The 25,276-nt window shown below is 53.7% G+C and carries 24 protein-coding genes and 1 pseudogene; 9 read left to right on the top strand and 16 right to left on the bottom strand.

The window, feature by feature from the left end; genetic code table 11:
- The first annotated feature begins 3 nt into the window (after positions 1-3).
- Complete coding sequence (locus Q5911_RS02905) at positions 4-705, top strand: response regulator transcription factor (protein WP_076780271.1); 702 nt, start codon at positions 4-6, stop codon at positions 703-705.
- A gap of 41 nt (positions 706-746) precedes the next feature.
- Positions 747-2,159 carry a sensor histidine kinase gene (locus Q5911_RS02900; RefSeq protein ID WP_303180935.1) on the top strand — a complete coding sequence of 471 codons (1,413 nt, stop codon included), beginning with the start codon at positions 747-749 and terminating at the stop codon, positions 2,157-2,159.
- A 179-nt stretch (positions 2,160-2,338) separates the two neighbouring features.
- On the opposite strand, the gene Q5911_RS02895 is transcribed toward Q5911_RS02900, so the two are convergent.
- The gene (locus tag Q5911_RS02895; RefSeq protein WP_303180832.1) at positions 2,339-3,544 is read right to left on the bottom strand and encodes a substrate-binding domain-containing protein; all 1,206 of its coding nucleotides are present in this window, start codon (positions 3,542-3,544) and stop codon (positions 2,339-2,341) included.
- Between the two features lie 244 nt (positions 3,545-3,788).
- Between Q5911_RS02895 and grcA3 the strand changes: the two are divergent.
- The 4 genes and pseudogenes from grcA3 to Q5911_RS02870 all read left to right on the top strand — a co-directional run bounded on the left by grcA3 (position 3,789) and on the right by Q5911_RS02870 (position 7,771).
- Positions 3,789-6,182, top strand: a pseudogene (grcA3, locus tag Q5911_RS02890) (autonomous glycyl radical cofactor GrcA3).
- Complete coding sequence (gene pflA / locus Q5911_RS02880) at positions 6,148-6,924, top strand: pyruvate formate-lyase-activating protein (RefSeq protein ID WP_331591539.1); 777 nt, start codon at positions 6,148-6,150, stop codon at positions 6,922-6,924. The pseudogene grcA3 and the gene pflA overlap by 35 nt, the downstream one beginning before the upstream one ends.
- Positions 6,925-7,012: 88 nt before the next feature.
- Positions 7,013-7,183: a DUF362 domain-containing protein gene (locus Q5911_RS02875; protein ID WP_022319077.1), complete on the top strand. Its 171-nt coding sequence runs from the start codon at positions 7,013-7,015 to the stop codon at positions 7,181-7,183.
- Positions 7,184-7,411: 228 nt separating this feature from the next.
- Complete coding sequence (locus Q5911_RS02870; protein ID WP_076780260.1) at positions 7,412-7,771, top strand: hypothetical protein; 360 nt, start codon at positions 7,412-7,414, stop codon at positions 7,769-7,771.
- Here Q5911_RS02870 and dnaB read toward each other — a convergent pair.
- The 5 genes from dnaB to Q5911_RS02845 all read right to left on the bottom strand — a co-directional run bounded on the left by dnaB (position 7,754) and on the right by Q5911_RS02845 (position 13,825).
- Entirely contained in the window at positions 7,754-9,094 is a 1,341-nt protein-coding gene (dnaB, locus tag Q5911_RS02865; protein ID WP_303180933.1) for a replicative DNA helicase, read from the bottom strand. The genes Q5911_RS02870 and dnaB overlap by 18 nt on opposite strands.
- A gap of 13 nt (positions 9,095-9,107) precedes the next feature.
- Positions 9,108-9,557, bottom strand: a complete 450-nt coding sequence (rplI, locus tag Q5911_RS02860; RefSeq protein WP_226395664.1) for a 50S ribosomal protein L9 — start codon at positions 9,555-9,557, stop codon at positions 9,108-9,110.
- Positions 9,558-11,618, bottom strand: coding sequence for a DHH family phosphoesterase (locus tag Q5911_RS02855; protein WP_303180823.1), 2,061 nt, complete (start codon positions 11,616-11,618; stop codon positions 9,558-9,560).
- 140 nt (positions 11,619-11,758) lie between these two features.
- A complete protein-coding gene (galE, locus tag Q5911_RS02850; protein ID WP_303180822.1) occupies positions 11,759-12,775 on the bottom strand; it encodes a UDP-glucose 4-epimerase GalE in 1,017 nt (338 codons plus the stop codon).
- Between the two features lie 123 nt (positions 12,776-12,898).
- Positions 12,899-13,825, bottom strand: a complete 927-nt coding sequence (locus Q5911_RS02845; protein WP_303180820.1) for a nucleotidyltransferase family protein — start codon at positions 13,823-13,825, stop codon at positions 12,899-12,901.
- 189 nt (positions 13,826-14,014) lie between these two features.
- Between Q5911_RS02845 and Q5911_RS02840 the strand changes: the two genes are divergently transcribed.
- Positions 14,015-14,935 carry an AraC family transcriptional regulator gene (locus Q5911_RS02840; protein ID WP_076780251.1) on the top strand — a complete coding sequence of 307 codons (921 nt, stop codon included), beginning with the start codon at positions 14,015-14,017 and terminating at the stop codon, positions 14,933-14,935.
- Between the two features lie 44 nt (positions 14,936-14,979).
- Here the strand turns inward: Q5911_RS02840 and murD are convergent, their stop codons facing one another.
- The 10 genes from murD to srtB all read right to left on the bottom strand — a co-directional run bounded on the left by murD (position 14,980) and on the right by srtB (position 24,127).
- Positions 14,980-16,392, bottom strand: a complete 1,413-nt coding sequence (murD, locus tag Q5911_RS02835) for a UDP-N-acetylmuramoyl-L-alanine--D-glutamate ligase (protein WP_303180817.1) — start codon at positions 16,390-16,392, stop codon at positions 14,980-14,982.
- 16 nt (positions 16,393-16,408) lie between these two features.
- Positions 16,409-17,779: a hypothetical protein gene (locus Q5911_RS02830; protein ID WP_303180815.1), complete on the bottom strand. Its 1,371-nt coding sequence runs from the start codon at positions 17,777-17,779 to the stop codon at positions 16,409-16,411.
- A gap of 106 nt (positions 17,780-17,885) precedes the next feature.
- Entirely contained in the window at positions 17,886-19,364 is a 1,479-nt protein-coding gene (locus Q5911_RS02825; protein WP_226395666.1) for a sulfatase-like hydrolase/transferase, read from the bottom strand.
- Positions 19,343-20,215 (bottom strand): aminotransferase class IV, encoded by an 873-nt coding sequence (locus Q5911_RS02820; RefSeq protein WP_303180812.1) that lies wholly within the window; start codon positions 20,213-20,215, stop codon positions 19,343-19,345. The genes Q5911_RS02825 and Q5911_RS02820 overlap by 22 nt, the downstream gene beginning before the upstream one ends.
- Positions 20,212-21,552 (bottom strand): D-serine ammonia-lyase, encoded by a 1,341-nt coding sequence (locus Q5911_RS02815; protein WP_303180810.1) that lies wholly within the window; start codon positions 21,550-21,552, stop codon positions 20,212-20,214. Before Q5911_RS02815 ends, Q5911_RS02820 begins: the two co-directional genes overlap by 4 nt.
- A 136-nt stretch (positions 21,553-21,688) precedes the next feature.
- A complete protein-coding gene (rpsR, locus tag Q5911_RS02810) occupies positions 21,689-21,955 on the bottom strand; it encodes a 30S ribosomal protein S18 (protein ID WP_033126215.1) in 267 nt (88 codons plus the stop codon).
- A gap of 32 nt (positions 21,956-21,987) precedes the next feature.
- The gene (locus Q5911_RS02805) at positions 21,988-22,428 is read right to left on the bottom strand and encodes a single-stranded DNA-binding protein (protein ID WP_033126214.1); all 441 of its coding nucleotides are present in this window, start codon (positions 22,426-22,428) and stop codon (positions 21,988-21,990) included.
- A gap of 18 nt (positions 22,429-22,446) precedes the next feature.
- On the bottom strand, positions 22,447-22,734 hold the full coding sequence (gene rpsF, locus Q5911_RS02800) for a 30S ribosomal protein S6 (protein ID WP_033126213.1): 288 nt from the start codon (positions 22,732-22,734) through the stop codon (positions 22,447-22,449).
- A 130-nt stretch (positions 22,735-22,864) separates the two neighbouring features.
- Positions 22,865-23,056 carry a DUF951 domain-containing protein gene (locus tag Q5911_RS02795; RefSeq protein ID WP_033126212.1) on the bottom strand — a complete coding sequence of 64 codons (192 nt, stop codon included), beginning with the start codon at positions 23,054-23,056 and terminating at the stop codon, positions 22,865-22,867.
- A 33-nt stretch (positions 23,057-23,089) separates the two neighbouring features.
- Positions 23,090-24,127, bottom strand: a complete 1,038-nt coding sequence (gene srtB, locus Q5911_RS02790; protein ID WP_331591522.1) for a class B sortase — start codon at positions 24,125-24,127, stop codon at positions 23,090-23,092.
- 167 nt (positions 24,128-24,294) lie between these two features.
- Between srtB and Q5911_RS02785 the strand changes: the two genes are divergently transcribed.
- Positions 24,295-24,690 (top strand): Zn-finger containing protein, encoded by a 396-nt coding sequence (locus Q5911_RS02785; RefSeq protein ID WP_033126211.1) that lies wholly within the window; start codon positions 24,295-24,297, stop codon positions 24,688-24,690.
- Positions 24,691-24,720: 30 nt separating this feature from the next.
- On the top strand, positions 24,721-25,242 hold the full coding sequence (gene bilS, locus Q5911_RS02780) for a flavodoxin family protein BilS (protein WP_303180804.1): 522 nt from the start codon (positions 24,721-24,723) through the stop codon (positions 25,240-25,242).
- The last annotated feature ends 34 nt before the right edge of the window (positions 25,243-25,276 follow it).

The following is a 25,276-nucleotide window of genomic DNA, read 5'->3' as shown; positions in this document are numbered from 1 at the left end:
TTTATGGTAAATAAACAAAAAATACTGATCGTAGATGACGATGAAAATATTGCAGAGCTGATCTCTCTGTATCTGACAAAAGAGTGCTTTGACACCATGATCGTTCACGACGGAGAGGAGGCGCTGAAAGCTTTTGACCAGTACCATCCCAGCCTCATTCTCCTGGATCTGATGCTGCCCGGCATCGACGGCTACCAGGTGTGCCGGGAGATCCGCAGCCGTTCCCAGACCCCCATCATCATGCTCTCCGCCAAGGGCGAAGTGTTTGACAAGGTGCTGGGGCTGGAACTGGGGGCAGACGATTATATTATGAAGCCTTTTGACTCCAAGGAAATGGTGGCCCGGGTCAGGGCTGTCCTGCGCCGCTACCAGCCCGTCCGCCAGGAGGCGCCGGTGGAAGACAGGGGAAAATGCGTGGAGTACCCGGGCATTGTCATCAACCTGACCAACTATTCTGTGCTCCTGGACGGAAAAAATGTGGACATGCCGCCAAAGGAGCTGGAACTTCTCTACTTTCTTGCCTCCTCCCCCAACCAGGTCTTCACAAGGGAGCAGCTCCTGGACCAGATCTGGGGCTACGAGTACATCGGCGACACACGGACTGTGGACGTACACATCAAACGTCTCCGGGAGAAGATCAAGGATCATCCCTCCTGGTCTCTTGCCACCGTGTGGGGCATCGGTTATAAATTCGAGGTAAAATAATGCTTTTCTCGCGAAAAAAGACAGGAAAAAATAATCTGCCGCTGAACAGCACCCTTTATCTGAAGTTCATCCTTGTCTACATCATCCTGGGGTTCTTAAGCCTGTTCACCGCGGCCACCCTGGCCTCCGGCTTCACATACAGCAATCTGAAGTCCTCGGAGGCGGACCGCCTCTACGCAGAGGCAACCGCCATGGCAAACGACTACCTGCCCGGGTACTTCAGCGGGCTGCTGTCAGGCTCCGAGGTGAAAATGCAGCTGAACGGCCTCTCCTCCTATGCGGATGCCGCCGTCTGGCTGGTGGACAGAGAGGGGAATATCCTGCTCTCCTCCCGTCCGGACAGCTATCCTTCGGCCCCGTCCCAGATCCAGGACTTCGATCCTGCCGAGAGCGGCAGCGCCACCTACCAGGAGGGGGACTATCACGGCTATTTTGAGGAGGATGTACTCACCGTCAGCGCGCCGGTGATCCAGGGCTTTTCCACCAAGGGCTATCTGCTGATCCACAAGGAAGTGTCGGATCTGGCAGACTTCCGGAACACTCTGATGCAGGCCGTCTACGCCACGGTGATCATCATTTATCTGCTCTCCTTCATTGTGCTGCTGGCCTTCCAGTTTCTGGTGTACCGGCCTCTGCGCAGGATCACGGAGGCTGCCACCCAGTACGCCTCCGGCAACCTGGAGTATGAGATCCCGGTGACCACCCAGGACGAGATAGGATACCTCTCCGCCTCCCTGAACTACATGTCCGCCCAGCTGCGGGATATGGAGGACTACCAGAAAAAATTCGTGGCAAATGTATCCCACGACTTCCGCTCTCCCCTCACTTCCATCAAAGGCTATGTGGAGGCTATGACGGACGGCACCATCCCGCCGGAAATGCAGCAGAAATATCTGAATATCATCCTCTTTGAAACAGAGCGCCTGACAGATCTGACCCAGGATCTGCTGACCCTGAACGAGTTCGACACAAAGGACATTCTCCTGAACAAGGAAGTCTTCGACATACACGAAGTCATCAAGAACACCGCAGCCACATTTGAAGTCATCTGCACAAAGAGAAAGATCTCCATTGAGCTCCTTCTGGCTGCCAGACATCTGAACGTATATGCGGACCGGAAAAAGATCCAGCAGGTTCTCTACAATCTGATCGACAATGCCATCAAGTTCAGCGATTCGGACTCCAGCATCACCGTGGAGACCACAGACCGGGGCGACAAGGTCTACATCTCCGTCAAGGACTACGGCATCGGCATCCCCAGGGACTCCCTGAACAAGATCTGGGAGCGCTTCTACAAGACAGACGCCTCCAGGGGGAAGGACAAGAAGGGCACCGGCCTGGGCCTGTCCATTGTCAGGGAGGCCATCCAGGCACATGGGGAAAATATCAATGTCATCAGCACCGAGGGGGTGGGGACCGAGTTCATCTTCTCCCTGCCCAAAAAAGGCAGTTAGCTTTGTATAAATGGTACGAAAAAGGAGGGCCACATTTCCTTGAGGCCGGCTCCGGGGTTCGAGCCTGCATGACAGTCTCTCACCCCTCCCGCCGGAATATCCTCTTCGGAAATGTGGCCCTCCTTTTTCTGTTTGTATGCAAAGCTATTCTTTTCTCCTGCACGCAGGATAGAGGATCTCTAATACAGCATGGCGGCCACTTCCGGGTCCTCCATGTTGTCCGCTGTGGTCCATATGTAGCCGGAATCCACCTCCGCCTCATTTCCAATCTCCAGAATGGCTCTCGAGCAGGCTACCACTGTGGCGTAGCCCATGCCGTAAGGATTCTGGGCGATAAGCCCTTCCACCAGACCGTCCTCCAGCGCCTGGGCCTCTTCCTCTGTAGCGTCAAATCCCACAATGCTCATATCTTCTTTCTCCAGCCGCTGGGTGTTCTCCACAGCCGCCATGACTGCCTCTCCGCTTGTGCCGTAGATGGCTGTGGCATCCGGATTTTTCGCAAAGATATAGTCCATGGCCTCCTCATCGGAGATGTCCTCTGCAGCGACGCGGTTTCCCTCGTCCTCTATGGGCGCTGCCTCCTGCCCTTCCCTGGCGTAGGTTCCCCCGTTGATCTCGTCTGCGATGGTCTGTTTCAGCTCTTCCAGCTCATCCAGATAGTAGGTGTTTCCCACGGTGATCCCAGGATGATCTGTCTGCATCTTCTGGGCAAAGCCGTCCACTCTCTCCTGGGTGGTCAGGGACCTGGAGTCGTGGGCAAAAATCAGGACTTTCCCTTTATCTCCCATAGTCTCAGCCAGGTGGTCTGCCGCCTCCGCTCCGGCTGCGTCATTGTCCGTGCTGATCTTGGCCATCACGTTCTGGTAATTGCTCAGAGAGTCGTATGTCACCACAGAAATACCGTTCTCAGCAGCCAGATCAAACTGCACATCCCCGGACTGGGAGTCTATAATGGAGATGCCCACGGCCTGGGGATACCGGGCCAGCTCCTCGTCCAGAATATTCACCTGCTCATCCACATCGCCCGCCTCAGAGGGGCCGCTGTACACCATCCGCACCCGGTCCTCCCCTTTATATCCCAGGGCCTCATTGATATCAGAGACAGCCTTCTCAGCCCCCTCTTTCACCTTGTCCCAGAAATCGCCTCCGGAAGCTTTTCCAATGACAGATATATAGGTACCCGCCTCCAGATTCAGTCCTTCCACATTCCCGTAGGCCGAAGGGTCCAGAGCCTCCAGGCGTACCTTCTCCTCGTCCACCTTCTCCTCTGTCCTGTTGACGGTCGTCGTCTGTTCCTCCCCGTCATTGATCTTTGTCTGACCGCACCCTGCCAGCGCTACAGCCGCACTGGCCAGAAGTGCCGAAATTCTCCATAAGCTTCTCATTTTCTCAACACTCCACATCTTTGAAAAATTGACTACAAACACTATACACCAAAATATTGAAAAAATGTTGAAAAATTTCTTAAATTTAGCCCATGCCGGGAACTCGTGTATAATTTTTATCATTTTTTGTATACTGTATACAAATAAATACAATCCATCTATTGACTAAATGATACCCGTTCTCATATAATAAGGGCACAACGGATTACCACTGTTACTATTTCACTTTAGAGGAGGATCATACATGGAAAAAAATTGGATCGCAGAGAGCTGGGACGGTTTCCGTCCGGGCAGATGGAACCGCACTTCCGTAAATGTGCGCGATTTTATTCAGAATAACTACACACCCTACGAGGGAGATGACTCTTTCCTTACTGGCCCCACAGAGGCCACCAGAAAGCTCTGGGACCAGGTCATGGAACTCTCAAAGAAAGAGCGTGAGGCAGGCGGCGTCCTGGACATGGACACAAAGATCGTCTCCGGCATCACCTCCCACGGCCCCGGCTACCTGAACAAGGATCTGGAGCAGATCGTGGGCTTCCAGACAGACAAACCTTTCAAGCGCTCCCTGCAGCCTTTCGGCGGCATCCGCATGGCCCAGAACGCCTGCCACGAAAATGGCTACGAAGTGGACCCGGAAGTGGTGGAGATCTTCACAAAATACAGGAAGACCCACAACCAGGGTGTGTTTGACGTGTACACTCCCGAGATGCGTCTGGCGAGAAAATCAGCCATCATCACCGGTCTTCCGGACGCCTACGGCAGAGGCCGCATCATCGGCGACTACCGCCGGGTAGCCCTGTATGGAACAGACTGGCTCATTGAGGACAAAAAGCAGCAGCTCGCCACCTCCCTGGTCCGCATGACCGGCGACAACATCCGCCTGCGGGAAGAGCTGGCCGAGCAGATCCGGGCCCTGGGCGAGCTGAAAGAACTGGGAGACATCTACGGATTTGACATCAGCAAGCCGGCAAAGAACGCAAAGGAGGCCATCCAGTGGCTCTACTTCGGCTATCTGGCAGCTGTCAAGGAGCAGAATGGCGCCGCTATGAGTCTTGGCCGTACTTCCACCTTCCTGGACATCTATATCCAGAGAGATCTGGACAGAGGCCTTATCACAGAGGAGCAGGCACAGGAGTATATCGACCACTTCATCATGAAGCTGCGCCTTGTCAAATTCGCCCGCACACCGGAGTATAATTCCCTCTTCTCCGGGGATCCTACCTGGGTAACAGAGTCCATCGGAGGCGTGGGCATCGACGGGCGTCCGCTGGTGACAAGGACTTCTTTCCGCTACCTCCACACCCTGGACAACCTGGGCACCGCACCGGAGCCGAACCTGACTGTCCTGTGGTCCACAAGACTTCCCAGGACCTTCAAGGAGTACTGCGCAAAGATGTCCATCAAGACTTCCTCCATCCAGTACGAGAACGACGATCTGATGCGTGCTACCCACGGCGACGACTACGCCATTGCATGCTGCGTTTCCTCCATGCGGGTGGGCAAGGAGATGCAGTTCTTCGGCGCCCGCGCCAACCTGGCAAAATGCCTTCTCTACGCCATCAACGGCGGTGTGGACGAGCGCATGAAAGTGCAGATAGGCCCCAGATACCGCCCGGTGGACACCGAATATCTGGAGTACGACGATGTAATGCAGAAATTTGACGACATGATGGAGTGGCTGGCAGGTCTCTATGTGAACACCCTGAACGTCATCCACTACATGCACGACAAATACTGCTATGAGAAACTGCAGATGGCCCTCCACGACCGGGAGGTAAAACGGTACTTCGCCACCGGCATCGCAGGTCTCTCTGTGGTGGCCGACTCCCTGTCCGCCATCAAGTACGCCAAGGTAAAACCCATCCGGGACGAGGACGGCCTTGTAGTGGACTACGAGGTGGAGGGAGATTTCCCCAAATACGGAAACAACGACGACAGAGTAGATGAGATCGCTGTGGAGATCGTCCGCACATTCATGGACAAGATCCGCAAGCACCACACCTACCGCCACTCCATCCCCACCATGTCCATCCTGACCATCACCTCCAACGTAGTGTACGGCAAGAAGACAGGAAACACACCGGACGGAAGAAAGCAGGGCGAGCCTCTGGCTCCCGGCGCCAACCCCATGCACAGACGTGACACCCACGGCGCTCTCGCCTCCCTGGCATCTGTGGCAAAGATCCCCTTCCGCCACGCCCAGGACGGCATTTCCAACACCTTCTCCATCATTCCGGGGGCTCTTGGAAAAGACGACCGCATCTTCGCCGGCGACCTGGATATAGACAGGCTGGAAGACGAATGCGCCAACATGGCATGCAACATCCCCAACATTGAGGAGAGCATTGACAGAGAATAACAGACAGTACAATTAAGAAAGGAGAGTAACATTATGGCAGTAAATCAGCAGCAGGTAGACAATCTTGTGACAATGTTAGACGGTTATGTGGAGCAGGGAGGACACCATCTGAACGTAAATGTGTTCACCCGCGAGACCCTTCTGGACGCCCAGAAGCACCCGGAAAAATATCCCCAGCTCACCGTGCGTGTGTCCGGGTACGCGGTCAACTTCAATAAGCTGACAAAGGAACAGCAGGACGATGTCATCTCACGTACCTTCCATGAGGGAATGTAAAGGATATATCCACTCCATCGAGAGCTGCGGCACGGTGGACGGCCCCGGCATACGCTATGTCGTATTTTTCCAGGGCTGTCCCATGCGGTGCCGGTACTGTCACAACCCGGACACCTGGGAGTACGGGAAGGGAACCCTCATGAGCGTCCATGAGGTCCTGGAGGGGTTTTATTCCAATCTCCCCTTCTACCGCAACGGCGGCGTGACAGTGACAGGAGGAGAACCCATGATGCAGATGGACTTTCTCATCGAACTGTTCCGGGATCTGAAACGAAATCATATCCATACCTGCATCGACTCTTCGGGGATCATGTTCAATCCCCACAACGAGCGGTTTATGACACAGCTTGCAGAACTTTTAGCTCTGACAGACCTGGTACTGCTGGATATCAAGCACATATCCGACGTAAAGCACCAGAGCCTGACCGGCCATTCCAACCGCCAGATCCTGGCATTTGCCCGGCATCTGGACGAGCAGGGCATCCCCGTGTGGATCCGCCATGTGGTGGTCCCCGGCATCACGCTCTATCGGGAGTATCTGGAAGGTCTGGGCACCTTCATGGCCTCCCTGCACAATGTGCAGGCTCTGGACGTGCTCCCCTACCACACACTGGGTAAGGTAAAGTATGAAAAGCTGGGCCTTCCCTATCCCCTGGAGGGAACCCGTGAAGCCACAAAGGAGGAGGCCGCCGCTGCCCGCCAGATCATCCTGGCGGCGTACAAAAAGGCAAAATTGTGCTAAATTTAGAACATCACTAAGTCTTGTATATTTGCAGCTTTTGTATTATTATATGTATAAATAACGACAATAGTCAAAGGAGGAATATATCATGGCACATGTAATTAGTGATGAGTGCGTAAGCTGTGGCGCTTGCGAAGCTGAATGTCCAGTAGGAGCTATCTCTCAGGGAGCAGATCACTATGAGATCGATGCAGACGCTTGTGTAGACTGCGGCGCTTGCGCAGCTCAGTGTCCTACAGGAGCTATCTCCCAGGGCTAATCCCAGACGAGAAGTTTTTCTCAGAGATTTATATGAACATAGCAAAAAGGCGGACTGTCTGCACCTGATGCGGGCGGTCTGTTTTTTCATTTCAGGCAGGGAACCGCTTTGCGCAGGATTTTCTTGCAGGTTTTTCTTGTAGGATTTTCGTACACGATGCCGACCCCTTTTGACAATCTTGTCCCGGTGTACATGTTATACTCATCTATGTATAAAGGGGGTATGAATATGGGAAATGCACTGAACACACTCAGCAGCGCAACAAAAGAAGACACAAAGCTGTATAACTGCATCAAAGAACTGTACGAGCAGGGTGTTCCCTTTGACGAGCTGAAGGCGCTCATTCCCGATATGAAGCGCACAAGGGAACAGCTCCGCATAAAACGCATGCTGGAAAACAACAACGAAGTGCTTGCAGCCATGATCACAAAAGAAATGTCCTTCCTTCTGGACGCAAAAGAGCGGCAGGAAGAAGAACAATTTAAAAAGCTGGACCAGCTCATCCGGCAGCAGCAGTCCTTTCGAAAAGAGACTGCCGGAAGCCAGGGAGCGGCCCAGCGGTTAAAACGCCTATTCCTTCCAGGTTAGGTTTGCAAACTTCGTGTAATCCGGCAGCCATGCCAGGTGAACGGTCCCTATGGGGCCGTTTCTTTGTTTTGCGATAATGATCTCCGCCTGGTTGGGGGTCTCTGTATCTTTGTTGTAATAATCGTCCCGGTAAATGAACATGACCACGTCCGCGTCCTGCTCGATGGCACCGGACTCACGCAGGTCCGAGAGCATGGGTCTGTGATCCGGCCGCTGCTCTACTGCTCGGCTCAGCTGGGAGAGGGAGATGACAGGCACATTCAGCTCTCTGGCCACCCCTTTCAGGGACCGGGAGATATCTGAGATCTCCTGCTGTCTCGACTCGGACCGGCCTCCTACCCGCCCGCTCATAAGCTGCAGGTAGTCGATGATGATCAGATCCAGCCCCTGCTCCAGTTTGAACTTACGGCACTTGGACCGCAGCTCTGAGATGGAGATACCCGGCGTATCATCTATGATCAGCTTGGATTTTCCAATGATCCCGGCGCTCTCGATGAGCTTCTCCCAGTCGTCGTCCTTCAGATTACCTGTACGCAGGGACTGGGAGTCCACCTGGGACTCCAGGGAGAAAAGACGGTTCACCAGCTGCTCCTTGGACATCTCCAGACTGAAGATAGCCACCGTCTTTCCGCTCTTGAAAGCCGCGTGCTGGGCGATATTCAGGACAAAGGCCGTCTTTCCCATGGAAGGACGGGCTGCCACCAGGATAAAGTCCGAGGGCTGCAGACCGGACAGCTTGTAGTCCAGATCCAGGAACCCGGTGGGGATACCGGTCACTGTTCCCTTGGTCTTGGACGCTTTCTCGATCTTTTCCAGCGCATTCAGGACCACTTCCCTGATGGGCACATAGTCCCCGGTTCCCCGCTTCTGGGCCAGTTCAAATATATTTTTCTCCGCTGTCTCAAGGACAGCCTCCATAGGCTCACTGCCCGCATAGCAGGCACCCGAAATCTCATCATTTACCTTGATGAGCTTCCGGAGCATGGATTTTTCAAAGACGATCTCCGCATAGTATTTCACATTGGCGGATGTGGGCACTGCTGCCACCAGCTCTCGGACGAACTCCAGACTGGAGATCTCCTCTGGCACATTCTTCTCCTTGAGCCTCTCCTGCAGGGTGATCAGATCCACCGGCTTGCCTTCGTTAAAAAGCTCCGTCATGGAGTCAAAGATCACGCCGTATGATGTCTGGTAGAAATCACTGCCGCTGATGATCTCGGAAGCGGTCATGATGGCATCCTTATCCATCAGCATGGCGCCGACTACCGACTGCTCCGCCTCTATGCTGTGGGGCGGGACACGCTTGATGAGGGCTTCCTCCATATCCGGCATCTTCCTATGCCTCCTCCGTAACGTTTACTGTCAGCTCTGCTGTTACCTTTGGGTGAAGTTTCACAGGAACATGGAAGGTTCCCAGGGATTTCAGCTGCTCCTTCAGCTGGACTTTCTTCTTGTCGATATCCAGGCCAAGCTGCTCCTGAGCCGCCGCCGCAATCTCCTTGGAGGACACAGAGCCAAAGGCCCTTCCGCCCTCTCCCGTCTTGATGGAGACAGTCACCTTGCTCTCCTCCAGCTTCTTGCCCAGCTCGCGGGCAGCCTCCAGCTGCTCCTGGGCGATCTTGTCCTGGTTTGCCTTGTGGAGCTTCAGGTCGTTCATATTCTTATTGTTCGCTTCCACGCCCTTCTTTGTCTTGAGAAGGAAGTTTCTTGCGTATCCGTCGTTCACTTCCACGATGTCTCCCTTTTTCCCAAGGGATTTTACGTCCTGCAGTAAAATAACTTTCATCTATAAATCTCCTTTTTCTATCATTTCATCGATGACTCTCTTGAGGGATGTCACTGCCTCATTCATGTTGGTGTGGTCAAACTGCGCGCCGGAGGCATTCATGTGGCCGCCTCCGCCCAGCTTCTCCATGATGACCTGCACGTTCACCTCGTCGATGGATCTTGCGCTGACATAGATCCTTCCATTGTAGGCAGTGAGCACGAAGGTAGCCTTGATGCCGTCGATGTCCAGCAGCTCGTTGGCTGCCTGTGCGCCGATAATGGTGGGGCTCTCGATATGGAGATCCTCCCCCCGGGCGATGGCAAATATATCGCGGTATACCTCTGCGCTGCTGATGATGCCGGCCTTGGCCTGATAGGACTTCATATCGTCCCTCAGCATCTTCCGTACAAAGGGGATATCTGCCCCGCAGCGGCGCAGGAAGGCGGCCGCCTCAAAGGTACGCACGCCGGTCTTGTTCATAAAGTTGTTGGTGTCAATGACAATGCCCGCATACAGGCTGTTGGCCTCCACGGCCGGTATCTTCACATCGTCCGTGATATACTGGAGCACCTCGGAAACCATCTCGCAGGACGAGGAGGCATAGGGCTCGATGTAGGACAAAAGGGCGTTGTCGATATTGTCGCTTCCCTGCCTGTGGTGGTCGAAGACCACGATAGTGCGGGTCATGTTCAGGAGCTCCGGGCACTCCGTCATACCCGGCCGGTTGGTGTCCACCACAATGACCATGGAGCTGTCACCTGTCATCTCCTTGGCTTCCCCGGATGTGACGAACATGTCATCCGGGTAGGAGGGATGCTCCACAAACTCCTCATACAATGGCCGGATCGTGGCTGACACGTCGTTGATAACAATGTGGGCCTTCTTCTCCAGCGCGGCTGCAGCCCGGTAAATGCCGATGGCAGCGCCAAAGGAATCCATGTCTGTCATCTTGTGCCCCATGACGAGAATGGTGTCATTCACTGTGATGAACTCCCGCAGAGCCTCCGCCTTCACTCTGGCTTTCACCCTGGTATTCTTGGAGGTCAGCTCCCTCTTGCCTCCGTAGTAGGTAATGCCATTGCAGTCCTTGATGACCGCCTGGTCGCCGCCTCTTGCAAGCGCCAGGTCGATGGCCGCTCTGGCGTAGGTGTAGCTCTGCACATAGGCGTTCTTGCTCAGACCCAGGCCGATACTTAAGGTGGCCGGGATGCTGTTCCCGATGTTGATGGCCTTCACGTCCTCAAGGAGAGAAAACCGGTCCGCCTCCAGTTCCTTGAAGCAGGACTTCTTCATGACAATAAAATACTTGTCCGTCTCCATCTTCTTGACAATGCCGTCCAGACGCGCGATATACTGGTTGATCTTCCTGTCGATGAGAGCCACCAGAAGACTCTGGCGCACCTCCTCCACACTGTCGATCATCTCATCATAGTTGTCAATGTAAATAAGGCCGGCCACAAGCCGCTGCTCTTCATTCTGGCGCAGCGCCGTGTTCAGCTCTGTCACATCGGACAGGTAGACAGCGATAAAGTACTCCTTCTCCTCCGGCATGTCCAGAAGGCGCTCGGAGTCGCTGAAGCCCTCCACGGACACCTTCCGCAGTTCAGCCCGGTACTCCTTGTCGTGGTAGTAAACCTCCATCTCCACGATCTGATCCTCTTCCCTGGGGAAAATGCTCCGGTTCAGCTCGGGTATATACCGGCTCAGCACCGCCTCCCCCTTCAGCTTGCTGCCCAGGATCTCTCTGAACTGGTCGTTCATCCACATGAGTCTGCCGTCCTCCAGCAGGAGGGCATAGGGCACTGCCAGCTTTTTCAGAAGCGTGTTCTGTATGATTCCATACTGCGCCGCAAAGTCCACCAGGTCCTTCATGACAAGGGATTTACTGTAGACATACATGATCCCCACGATCGCAATATAGATCAGGACGAAGAACAGCATCAGCACACCGGCCCGCTTATCCAGGCGGTAGATCCATATATTCATGGCGATCAGGAGGATGGTCATAAACGCCGGCCACTGCATATAGAGCTTCAGTTGTCCCTTCAGGCGCACATTTTGTTTTGCTTTCTTTTTCATATCCGTTCCCTCGAAAAAACTAAAAAGCTGCTCACCGTATTATAGCACTTTTCTGCGGAAAAGAAAAGAGAAAAGGCAGGGGGCGGCCTTCTGCCGGCCTGCGCCCCTGCCTGTATATCTGTCTTTTGTTTTTCCCGGATCTATTTCTCGTATCCGTTGGGGTTCTGTGACTGCCATCTCCATGTGTCCTCGCACATCTCGTCCAGTCCTCTCTCGGCCTTCCAGCCAAGCACCTTAGCTGCCTTGGAGGGGTCTGCGTAGCACATGGCAATGTCTCCCTCACGGCGGGGTTTGATCTCGTAGGGGATCTCCTTACCGCATGCCTTGGAGAAAGCCTTCACCATATCCAGGACAGAGTAACCCTGGCCGGTTCCCAGGTTGATGACATCCAGTCCCGGATTTGTGAAGATATAGTTGATGGCCTTCACATGCCCGATGGCCAGGTCCACCACATGGATGTAGTCGCGGACGCCGGTCCCGTCCGGTGTGTCGTAGTCATTTCCAAACACGCCAAGCTTCTCCAGCTTTCCGACAGCAACCTGTGAGATGTAGGGCATCAGGTTGTTGGGGATACCCTTCGGGTCCTCTCCGATGCGTCCGCTCTTGTGGGCTCCAACCGGGTTGAAGTAGCGCAGGAGGATCACGTTCCAGGACGGATCAGCCTTCTGCACATCTGACATGATCTGCTCCATCATGGATTTTGTCCAGCCGTATGGATTGGTGCACTGTCCCTTTGGGCAGGCCTCTGTGATGGGCATCTCCTCCGGGCTTCCGTACACAGTGGCGGAAGAGCTGAACACGATGTTCTTCACGCCCACTTCCCGCATAACTTTCAGAAGTGTCAGGGTTCCGGAAATGTTGTTCTGGTAGTACTCGAGAGGTTTCTGCACAGACTCGCCCACTGCCTTCAGAGCCGCACAGTGGATGACTGCATCGATCTTCTGCTCCTTGAACATGGCGCGGAGCGCATCCTCGTCCTGCACATCTCCCTCATAGAAGCATACCTGCTTCCCTGTCAGCTCCTCCACACGTCTTAAGGACTCCTGGGAAGAATTGCTCAGATTGTCAAATACAACTACATCGTATCCCTCGTTCAGCAGTTCCAGAGCCGTATGGCTTCCGATGTATCCGGCTCCTCCTGTGATTAAAATCGTCATGGTGGTCTCCTCCTTTTTGGATCTGTTTTCCTGTTTATACTGTAATTATAGTTTGGCTGTCACTTGATTTCTATAATAATAGTGGCCGAAACTATAAATATATTGCGGATTTTTCTTCCTGGCCTATTTCTGTTCCCACAGGTGCTGCGGGTATACGCCATCGTCTTTCAGCTTCTGGATGGCAGCCATGACTACCGGCTTGTCCTCCTTGTATGTGACGCCGTACCATTTATCCGCAGAGTGGAGCACTGCCACGGATGCCTTGTCCTGTCCGATCAGGTCACTGACTACAGACGGAAGGAAGTACTCGCATTTCATGGGATTCGTCTTAAGCCCCTCCTCCAGGAAGGCCGGGAACCCTTTTTTGATCTCGTCCAGGATGCTCCTTGTGAATCCCCACATGTTCATGGAGACTGTCGTGTCTGCCGGCACAGATACCCATGTCTCCCCGTCGTCCTCAGAGTAGGCAATGCCGCCCTCCCTCTTCTCGATGCGGGTGCGCTCGTGGATGCCTGTCAGCTCTCCGGCCGCGTTCATGTCGCACAGTCCTCTGGCCACATGTCCGTTGTCCGTCACTGTGTTTCCAAGCTGGTATCCCACCATGGTATAGCGGTATTTCTCATCATCCTCGTGAGTGGACAGGTAATCGTAGATCACCTGGAAGGCCTCTTTTCCATAGTAGTCATCCGCGTTGATGACCGCAAAAGGCCCGTCGATCAGATCGATGGCTGAGAGGACAGCGTGAGCGGTTCCCCAGGGTTTTACCCTTCCCTCCGGCACGTCAAATCCTTCCGGGACATTGTGGAGATCCTGGTAGGCGTACTCTACCTCCATGATCTCGCTCATGCGGTTTCCGACTGTGTTCTTAAAGTCTTCCTCGATCTCTTTCTTGATAATAAAGATCACTTTCTCAAATCCGGCTCTCTTTGCATCGTACATGGAAAAATCCATGATGATGTGTCCCTCTTTGTCCACCGGATCGATCTGCTTCAGTCCGCCGTAGCGGCTCCCCATTCCTGCTGCCATGATCACTAATACTGGTTTTTTCATCTTTTTCATATCCTTTCTGAATATCTCTGATGTTCTCAATCGCTACGCTTATTGTAGTATAAATACCACGAAAAATCTTTATCTGATTTTGTGATTGATTTGTACAATCTGCATTTTGTTTTTGCTTTTTCTGCAAAATTAGAGTATGATAAGCATAAGTAAAAAATCAAGAGAAAGGCGGCGCTGCCCATGCCCTACATCGGTATTGACCTGAAAGACTCCATCACAGTGGGAAAGCTGTTCAGCATCCACTATTTTGAATACATGAGCGACTTTAAATTTCCCGGCGAGTCCCATGATTTCTGGGAGTTCATCTGCGTGGACAAGGGGGACGTGGCCGTCACCGGAGGGGATCGGAAGATCATCTTAAACCGGGGGGAAGTGGCCTTCCACCAGCCGGGTGAGTTCCACGATGTACAGGCTACCGGCAAAAGCGCTCCCAACCTGGTGGTCATCTCCTTCCAGTGTGACAGCCCGGCCATGGACTTTTTCCGTGGAAAGGTCCTCCAGATCGACGAGACCGAGCGCAACCTTCTGGCGGACATTGTCATCGAAGCACGCCACTGCTTTGACTGTCGGCTGGACGATCCCTACCTCCAGAACATGCCCCAGAAAGAGGCCGAACAGTTCGGCGCCCAGCAGCTCATCCGCCTCTATCTGGAGCATTTCCTGATCCATCTGCTGCGCCGCTGCTCCCAGCCCATCCCGCTGGTGAAGTCAGCCATCCGGCCCCAGCCTCAGAAAGCCACCAAAAAGAAGAGCGACATCGAGCTGTTCAATCGGGTGGTGGATTACTTAGAGGCCCACCTGGGAGGCCACGTTACCATCGAGCAGGTGTGCCGGGAAAATCTCATCGGCCGTTCCCAGCTCCAGAAGATCTTCCGGGAGCAGAGCGGACTTGGGATCATCGAGTATTTTTCCCTGATGAAAGTCAACGCGGCCAAGCAGCTGATCCGGACCAACAAAATGAACTTCACTCAGATCTCTGAGCAGCTGGGTTACACCTCTATCCACTACTTCTCACGCCAGTTCAAGAAAGTCACCGGCATGACTCCATCGGAGTATGCCTCTTCCATAAAAGCAATGGCAGACGGGGATTTCAAGCCATAAGGCCGGACATCCCTGTCTGCCATTTTTTACGTACAGGAGCCGCCTTACCGGCTGTCCTGCCCGAAAATATATTGTTTGAAATACGCGCCGCGCTCTTCGAAATTCTTAAAGATCCCATAGCTGGCAGCCGCAGGCGACAGCACGCAGGCGCCTCCCTCTTCTCCCAGCTCTCTTGCCAGATCTATGGCCTCATCCAGATGTTCCACAAGCTCCAGCCGTCCGCTGGAAAAAAGTGTGGGATATTTCTCCTGGATCTCCTGGTAGATCCTCTTTCCTGTTGCCTCCATCAGAATGATATGCCGCACGCTGCTGCCGGTCAGGTACTCTTCCAGCTGGCTGTAATCCACGCCCCGGTCCATGCCGCCGATGAGAATGCTGTCCACGTTCTTGACACTCTCCAACGCCTGGATAGTGGTCTCACCGATGGTGGAGATGGAATCATCGTAAAAGCGTATCCCGCCTTTTACCCCCAGGTACTGGAGCCTGTGGGGGAGGGTCTGGAAAGTGCGCAGCGCCTTCAGGAATTTCTCGTCTGTCATCGAAAACTCTTTGCAGATCCCGTACACCACGCCGATGTCAAAGTAGTTGTGTCTTCCGAACAGGGACAATCCTTCCTCCGGAAGGCGCAGGCCGCTTCCTCTGTACCGCACGGCGTTGTCTGCCACCTCGATGTCCCCTCTGCCCCGGGCCTTCTCTCCCTCCGGCACCATGACAGCGGAGATGATCTCGCCCCGGCAGGGCACGCAGGCACTCTCCCTGCCCGCTCCTTCGATCTCCTTCCCTGGCAGCACATCCACGTTGCAGAAGAGGATGTCTCCCTCCTTCTGCCAGGCGTAGATGTTCTGCTTGGCCCGGACGTACTTCGCCATGGTTCCGTAGTGGTCCAGATGCTCCTCGTACAGATTGAGAAGGACGGCGATGCGGGGGGACACCCGGATATGCTCCAGCTGATGGCAGGAGAGCTCCAGCACGATGACCTCACCGGGCATGATATCCTCCGCAATGTCAAACACCGGAATACCGATATTTCCTGCCAGCACCGTGTCCTCCCCTGTCTCCTTCAGGATATGGTACAGAAGGGAGGACGTGGTGCTCTTTCCCTTGGTCCCTGTGATCCCCACGATCTGTTCCCGGAACCGCTCGATAAAGAGCTCTGTCTGGGAGACAAACCGGCACTGGTAAGCCCCCGGATCTTCCGGCAGGACGATCCCCGGCGTCTTGAACACAATGTCAAAGGAGTCCAGAAGCTCCTTGTCCATGTAGTGCTCCCCGGTGTAGAGGTCGATCCGGTTCCCGCCAGCCTCCTTTGACGGGTCTACCTCTCTTAAGTCCGACACGGCCAGGGTCTCCCAGCCGCCGGCTTTGCAGACCAACCGCAGGCTGGATCTTCCCTCTCTTCCAAATCCCAGGATCAGCACTTTCTTACCTTCTATCGTCTGACGTATCTTCTTCAGCATCCTTTTGTCTCCCCCTTTATAAACACTTTTCCTTTATCAGAGCAAGACAGGACGGCGGCAGAAGATTTTCCCCGTCAAAGTAAGTAAAGAAACGTCGGTTTTCCGGGTCCTCTTTCCTGTAGAGGCCGGAATTTTTATAGTATGCAAAAAGCTCCGGCAGAGCCTGTCCTTCTTTTTCCAGTTTGTCAATGGTGAGTGATACGGCTGCGTTCACCTCATCCCTGCTGCCCACGCATTCAAATGGTTTCTCTTTTTCCATCCCCGTGAGCTTGCGGAAATCCTCCAGCATATCCGGGTCATCCAGCATATCCCGCCCAAAGATGGCGATGATCTCCTCCCTTGTCAGGAAGGGAGACAGGATCAGGCAGACAAAGAGACACTTGGGACAGTGTCCGCACCACTTGTCCTCCTTGCTGCCGGCGTTGCAGCTGCGGAAAATGTCGTGGAACTGGCGGCACCGGGCAAAATACCGGGCGATCTGAAATTCGCTTAAAGGACGCAGCATACTGAAATAGTAAGTCCCGCTTCCTATATGCGCCGCCTCGTAGTCGTGGAAGTCCTTCTCAAAGCGGAAACTCTTGGAGTACTGGTGGTTCACGGTGCTCCCCTCCACCGTACTCTCATTGGCGCTGGACTCGTTGGACAGGGCGATGTACCTCAGCCCACTCATGTAGGCTGCTATTGTAGAAGAAAAAGCCACGATGGCGGAGTAAGGGGTATGCCCGTTTAAGTATCCCTGGCGGTTCAGCTCCAGCATGTTCTTGTCCAGGGTCCGCTTCACTGTCACAAGCTGGTCCTCCCCGTAGCCGGCTCTCTCCACGGTCTTCAGGGTGGCTCCCCGGGGATTGATGATATAGCAGCAGTTCTTCTCCTTCTCCCCCTCCAGAAGAGACAGGGTCACAGCCGAGTCTTTGCCGCCTCCCACAGGGATCAGGAAGCCTTCCGCCTCCCGGCTCAGAGGCTGCTCAGCCCCCTCGACATCTCCGCCCAGAGACCGGATCTCCATAAAGTCCTCCTGGTTCTCCTGGATGCCGTTTGTATAGTAGAATTCTCCAAGCCCGTTAAAATACAGATCCTTCCACCATTCACACTGCTCCTCTGTCAGGCTTCCCGCCTCCACCTTGACCACAGGGGGGCAGGCCGTCTTCCAGTAGCTGATCAGCTCCACCATGCCCAGGGAGAAGACCAGCTTCTGAAATGTGCCGTTCTCCTTTAAGCACCTCTGCTCTCCCCGCTTCTTCGGGAACTCCCAGGTGGGGTGAAAGGAGGCAAGCCCGGGGATCTCAAAATCATAGACGATCCCCACCTTGTCTGCACTCTCTTCTATCTCATATCCGCGATAAATAAATTCCGGATGTTCTTTTCTCAGTTCTGTATATGAATACATACATGCACCTTCCTCGTCATTTTTTCTTTGTATATCTTATCTCATTTTGCCCCTTTTCTCAAGTCATTCCGGGCAGTTGACAGGAGGTTTTGCGCGCATCCGTTCTCTATTTTCTGCGGACCAGGCTGTCCGGCTCCAGGCCAGTGTTGTAGTCAAGCTGCGGCACTTCGTAGTCCAGCTCTTCCCTCTGCCTGGTAAAACCTGTGTAGTCCCAAGAAGGTGCGGCTGCGTGAGTGTACCAGGGCCGCTGCTCCCACCAGTATCCTCGGAAGGGATCTCGTATCTCATTCATGTGTTCCAGCAGTCTCTTCATCATGTCGTCGCGGATGCTGGCAGTCTCTTCGTCACAGATACCGTTGTGCATTTCACCCGGATCTTTCTCCAGGTCATAAAATTCATCTTCGGACAGCAGGTTGATCACCAGCTTGTACCGCCCGTCGAAAATGCACCGGAGCGGCTGCCAGCCCCCAAAGCCGTCATGGTCGATCTCATAGCGGCCGAATTCCACAAATACATCCCGGCGGTCCGGACATTTCCCGTTCCGCACAAGAGGAAGAAGACTCTCACCCTGGAGCATCATCGGCTTCTGGAAGCCGAAGAAATCCCACACAGTGGCAGCCACATCGATGTGGGACACCGGCGTGTCTATCTCCCCGGATCCCTGCCCCCACAGGATAAAGGGGATGTGGGCGATCTCCTCGTAGGCTGCAGGCCCTTTTGCGTAGAGACAGTGGGACTGGGCCATATCTCCGTGGTCGCTTGTATAGAGAAGCGTAAAGTCATCCCCCAGGATCTCCCTGGCAGCCCCGGCCACCCGGCCGATCTCACTGTCCACAAAACTGTTGCACCCGAAAAGCTCCTTCATGCGGATGGTGAGGGCGTCTCTGTCCTGGTGTCTGCGGGGTCCGCTCCAGGCCTGCTGGTGGGGCGGTTTCTCTTCCAGCGTATCCCACACGTTTTCTTTTTTGGGCAGGCAGAAATCCTCATACATACTGGCAAAAGGTTCCGGGCACAGGGACGGGTCATGGGGCTCATCGTAGCTGAGAACCAAGAAAAAGTCCTCGTCTTTGTGCTTCCTGATATAGTCGATGGCCCGCTGGGAACAGCGGTAGGCATAGGTCTTCTCAAGAGGCCATGACTCTCTGTACATCGTCTGGCTGTCCCTGGACTTTCTGCGATCCTCCTCCGACAGTTCATCCAGATAATTGCGCATGTCGTACCAGTAATCCGGGTCCCACCCCTCGGGACACACGCCAAGTCCAAAGTAATCGCCTCCGTCCAGATGCCATTTTCCCACATACCCTGTGGCGATCCCCTTGTCGGACAGGCGCTGGCCGATGGTCTTTACATTGTCCCCAAGTGCTAGGGAATTGGCATAGGAACCATTGACACAGGGATACTGGCCGGTAAACAGGGCGCTCCTGGCCGGGCCGCACACAGGCTGCACGGTGTACGCCTTGTTAAACTTTACTCCCTCCCTGGCCAGCGCATCCAGACAGGGGGTTGAGATCCCCGCATTCTCATAGCAGCTGACCATATCCAGCCGCTGCGTGTCTGTCATAATCATAATAAATTGTTTCCGCATATCCTTACTCCTTCTTTTGTCGCTTCATAGAATTCTTCCAGAAGGGCTGTCCGGAGCTTTTCTAGAAGTTCCCGGTTCTTCCCTCCCACCGGCCTGCCGTCAATCTCATCCGCATGCAGGCAGAGATTGCTGGAGCTGGTCACAATGACTTCCTGGGCGCTGAACAGGTCTTCCAGCGTGTAGGGTGTCTCGCTGACCGGGATTCCCAGTCTCTCGCACATCCTGATCAGATGAGCTCTCGCGATCCCCGGAAGGATCAGGTTGTCTGCCGGCGCTGTCACCAACTTCCCATCCCTGATAATGTGCACATTGCTGTGGGCACACTCTGTCACTCGTCCGCCCGGCCTGTAGAAGACCGCCTCCTGGCATCCTGCTTTTCGCGCCTTCTCTGATGCCATGCAGGAAGGGATCAGGTTCAGCGTCTTGATATTGCAGTGTAAAAAGCGGGTGTCCTCTGTGGTGATCAGCTTGATGGGCTTCTCCCCGTCTGAGATCTCCGCAGGCCGCAGCGTGATCCACAGATTTCCGGGGCCCTCGGTAAATACGTGATTGCGTATCCCTGTTCCCCGTGTCACCTGATAGTAGACAAACAGGTTGCCCGTGTCCATCTTGTTCACCATCTCCTGGAGGATCTCTTTCAGCTCCTCTTTTGTCACCGGTACCTGGATATCCAGCAGCCCTGCGCTGTTGAAAAACCGGTCCACGTGCTCGTCAATAGCAAAGATCTTATAGTTCCTGGCCGGCCCCGCATCGTAGACGCCATCCCCGAACCAGCACACCCTGTCGTTCATAGGAACCGTCATCTCCTCCAGCTCGCCATATTTTCCGTTATAGTAGCCTAATGTTTTCATGGTCTCTTCTCCTCTGCTTTTTTCACATATTCTGCCCTCACATCCGCAGGAACAAGGGAGCCGCCTGTGGCCCAGACAAGGTGCGCCGCCTGTTCCATCCTCTCCTCAAGTCCCTGCTCCTTGAGATAAGCCCGACAGACCTCCTCTTTTTCTATCCTGGCCGGCCCCGCAAAAGCCGCGCAGGAGCTGGGCTCTATAAAGATCCCTTCCCGGTCCAGCAGTTCTTTCATATACACATAGAGCCGGTCATCCTGTACCGTCACCTCACCGCTCAGCAGGTGTTCCACTGTCTTGCCCACAAACTTTGACGGTCTTCCCACAGCCAGCCCGTCCGCCTCTGTCATGCCGGAAAGGCCGATATCCTGGACGCAGATCTCATTGTGAAGGCCTGTAGTCATGCCAAGGATCATGCAGCAGGCCTGGACAGGCTCCGCATAAAAGACATGCACGTGATCCCCGTAGATCAGCTTCAGGCCAAAAGTGATCCCTCCCGGCGCGCCGCCCACCCCGCAGGGAATGTAAACAAAGAGCGGATGCTCCCCGTCCACTTTGACACCTGCCGCCTCCAGCTGTCTCTGCAGCCGCAGCGCAGACACCGCGTAGCCCAGAAACAGGCTGACAGAATTTTCATCGTCCACAAAATAGCTGGCAGGATCTCTCATGGCCTCCTCCCGGCCTTTTTTCACCGCCGCTCCGTAGTCCCCGGCATACTCGATGACCTGTACGCCCTTGGAGCGGAGCAGGTCTTTTTTCCACTGCTTCGCATCCTGGGACATGTGGACGTACACCCTGAATCCCAAGGCTGCGCTGATGATCCCAATGGACAGGCCCAGATTACCGGTGGATCCTACATGCACGGCATACTGAGAAAAAAATTCCCGGAAGGGCTCCCGGGCAAAGACTTCATAACTCTGCCCTTCCTCCAGCATGCCTTCCCTGATGGCCAGCTCCTCTGCATGTTTCAGGATCTCATAGATCCCGCCCCGGGCTTTCACCGAGCCGGCCACTGCCAGATCCGAGTCCATCTTCAAAAGGAGCCTCCCTCGAAGCCCTGCCGCCTGCCAGCTGTTCATCTCCTCCTTCATGCCGCTGATCTCCCGGACCGGCGACTCAATCAGTCCCCCGTCCTTCTCCGTCTCCGGGAAGGCCCGGCGGATAAAGGGCGCAAACCTCTCCAGCCGCGCCTCGGCGTCCCGCACATCCTCCATAGTCAGATCGATCTTTCTCATAGCCTCCTCTGTACTCTCAAGCAGCGGGTTGATCCAGGTCACTTCCTCTGCTTTCCGCAAGCTCCCCACAATGGGGGCCTTCTCTTCCAAAACATCTGTGCTTATCATGTTCTCCCCTCCTTTTACGTTTTCTTTCATTATAGATGCTGGAGCCTCTGCGCACAACCAGCTCCACGAAATTCTATAGGAATAAAAGAGCGGCAGATGGAATTTCCATCTGCCGCCCGGCATTTCACCCTACAGATTAGTCCTGAACATATGGCATTAAAGCGATATGTCTTGCTCTCTTGATAGCTACTGTCAGAGCTCTCTGATGTTTTGCACAGTTTCCGGTAATTCTTCTGGGAAGGATCTTTCCTCTCTCAGAGATATATTTTCTTAACTTTGCTACATCCTTGTAATCGATCTCGTTGTTCTCTTTTCCACAGAACACGCAAACTTTTTTTCTTCTGCGTCCGCCGCCTCTTCTCTTGAAGCCGCCTTCAGGACGATTTCCTTTCTCGAAAGCCATGATGGTCTCTCCTTTCTATACACAATATGTCCTTAATTAAACGGTAATTCTTCGTCTATTCCATCTGGAATATTCATGAAGCCGTCACCGGCCGGTGCGGCTGGTGCCGGTTGGGGAGCTGACTGGAAACCGCCTGCATGTGCATCGCTTGCAGCTTTGCTCTCGGCAAATTCCTGTTCTTCCACTACAACCTCTGTTGTGTATACCTTCACGCCGTCCCTGTTGGTGTAGCTGCCCGTCTGGATCCGTCCGCAGACAACGATCTTCAGTCCCTGTCTGTAGTATCTCTCCGCATGCTCAGCCTGTTTTCCGAAAGCAACGCAGGAAATAAAATCTGCGCTCTGCTCTCCGTCACGCTTGAACCGGCGGTCTACAGCCAGTGTAAATCTGGCGATGGCCAGCGGATTCTCTCCCTGTGAATATCTCACTTCCGGGTCTCTCGTCAAACGTCCCATCAAAATTACTTTATTCATTCTTCTACCTCTCTTATACTATGCCTCTTGTTTTACGCATAAATATCTGAGTACGTTATCCATGATGCGAATTCTCTGCTCGATCTCGCCTGGAACTGTAGCATCAGCTTCGAAGTGGACGAAATAGTAATAAGCTTCTTTCATCTTCTGAATTTCGTAAGCGAGTCTTCTCTTACCCCATTCATCAACGTCTGTCACATTGCCGCCGAAACGAGTGATCATGTCTTTCACTTTCTCGATGACCTGTGCTCTCTCTTCGTCTTCGATCTTTGCATTGACTACAACAGCTAACTCATACTTATTCATGTAGTTTGCACCTCCTTCTGGTCTTTTGGCCCCTGGCTTTCTGCCGGGAGCAAGGATACCCTTCCGGACGATTTCCGGTCGGATACTGATATATCACGAGTTAATATGATATCATATGGTCTTGCTTATTTCAAGCTTTTTTCCTTAAATCTTTTGTATTTTTCTCCACAAGTTTTCTCGCGATCATGATCTGGTGCCCGCATCCTGTACACTTCAGGCGGAAATCCGCCCCTACCCGGAGGATCTCCCACTCAAAGCTCCCGCAGGGATGCTTTTTTTTCATCCTGACAATATCTCCCACTTCGTATGTGTACGGTGTCATCTTTCTTCCTCCCTCATGCTCCTGTCTTTTTATTTAATTAATCTGCTTTTCACTTTCTTTCACTCCCACAACTACCATCCTGTGCTCGTCGCTGGCCCGGGTACAGGTGGACAGCGTCACCACGGTGTCCTGGGTAGTCACCTCCACGCCTGTGTCGTAGGCGGATGCCTCCTTCGTATAGTCCAGAAAAGCCTGGTAGGCGGCATCATCGGCAAAGTCCGTCAGGTACGTGTCCGATGTCTCCGTCACCTGCCCTGCCGCATAGATGTGGTAGGTGATCTCACGCCCGTCCGGCGTATAAATATAGAAGTAGGGATTGGCCTCCCAGAAAGACTGCTCCTCATACTTGGCCAGGTCGTGGAACATGGAACTGTCGTTCATACGGTGTCCGTATATGATGGTATTTCTGTCATTAAAGTCCGGGTTATTGTACGTATTTACAAAAATAGCCCCCACCGTGTTGTCACTGGCAGAAAAAGTCTTATTCAGATAGGTGCTGTTGTCCGCCGTCTGGACCAGGGGATAATTGATCTGGGCCGGTTCCGGGTCAAAGCGGATCCATCCCACCGTGTCCGGATTGATCCCCATCAGTGTGTCAAAATCCACCGTGAACTGGTTCTCTCCGTCCTCAGACTCCTCCTCCGTGATAGCAAGCTCTTTCACTTCGTCGTACTCCTTGCGTCCCTCGTAATACCCCGAGATAATGTGAAAAAGCTGAAAGGCAGACACGCAGAAGACGATGACAGCCACCACAAGGATGATGTTGCTGATCATGCGCCCCTTCCGTCCATTCTTTTTCTCGCCCTTTCCGGGAGTTTTCCCTTTCTTTTTCCCGGCGCCCGCTTTGCCTCCGGAAGCAGCTCTTCTCTTCCCTGTAGCCTTCACCTGGTCCGGTGTTCGCAGATCCTCATCTTCCTCCAGATCGATCCACTCGTTCTCCCAATCTTCTTCCGGCCGTCTCTCCACCTGGCGCGCAGCCCTTTCCCGGCTGCTGTCCCGGCTGCTGCCGCGGCTCCCGGCCGGGCTGGAAGAGCGCCTTCTCCCTCTATGGTAATGCTTCTTTTCGCTCAATGTCTTAACTCCTTTTCTTCATAAACACACGTCACATTGCACGATGCCTGTTCTTTCCCAGTATAACACATCAAAAGATGCGCTTCTATTATTTTATATATTTTTAATTTCCAGTTTATTGACTTTGCAGGCGGTGCGAGTATGATTGCAGATAGGAGGATGAGAAAATGAAAGAAAAACTGATACGATTTATGGCCGGACGCTACGGCTTTGACTCTTTGGGAAAGGCAACCCTGATCGTTGCTCTTATCGTGATGATCCTGTCCGGTTTCTTTGAGAGCGCCATCCTGTCGCTCCTTTCCTGGGCTCTGATCATCTACACATACTTCCGGCTGTTTTCCAGGAACATTTACAGGCGCTCTGCCGAGAACCAGGCCTACCTGGCAAAGACACGCCGGATCCGCACCTGGTTCGCCACCCAGAAGAACCTGATGGCACAGCGCAAGACCCACCACATCTACAAATGTCCCACCTGCCGGCAGAAGATCCGGGTTCCGAAAGGCAAGGGCAAGATCGAGATCCGCTGTCCCAAATGCCAGACCCGGTTCATCAAGAAGAGCTGATAAAGATATCATGAAAGAAGGTACGTGCATATGTTGGATTATTTAGTTTTATACAACAGCCAGTCCGGAAACACAAAGAGCGTAGCTGCCGCCATCTTCTCCGCCCTGCCGGAGGGCTCCAGAGATCTGATCGACATAGACAGCGGCAAGCCCATCCCCGAGGCTTCCACTTATTTTATCGGCTTCTGCGTTCACAGAGGCTCCTGCTGCATAGAGGTGAGCGATCTGCTCAGCTCTCTGGAGAATAAGAACATTGCCCTCTTCGGCACCTGCGGCATGGGAAGATCCGCGGAATACTACAGCCTTATTGAGAAAAATGTCAGCGCATGGATCAACAGCAGCTGCCGCTACCTGGGCTGTTACATCTGCCAGGGAAAGATGCCCATGCAGGTCCGCCAGAAATACGAGAACATGCGCACCAGCGAAAACGCCCCGCAGGTAGACGGGTTTATCCGAAACTTTGACTGCGCCATGACTCACCCGGACCGGGAGGATCTGAAAAAGGCACAGGAATTCGCATTATCCTGCATTTTCCATGCCTCCTGTGTTTAAACAGATCTGCTGATTCCTTTTATCAATCTGGCAT

The sequence above is a fragment of the Lachnoclostridium phocaeense genome (genome assembly GCF_959599685.1).
GTDB lineage: Bacteria > Bacillota > Clostridia > Lachnospirales > Lachnospiraceae > Claveliimonas > Claveliimonas monacensis.
This window is presented reverse-complemented; position numbering and strand designations above follow the sequence as displayed.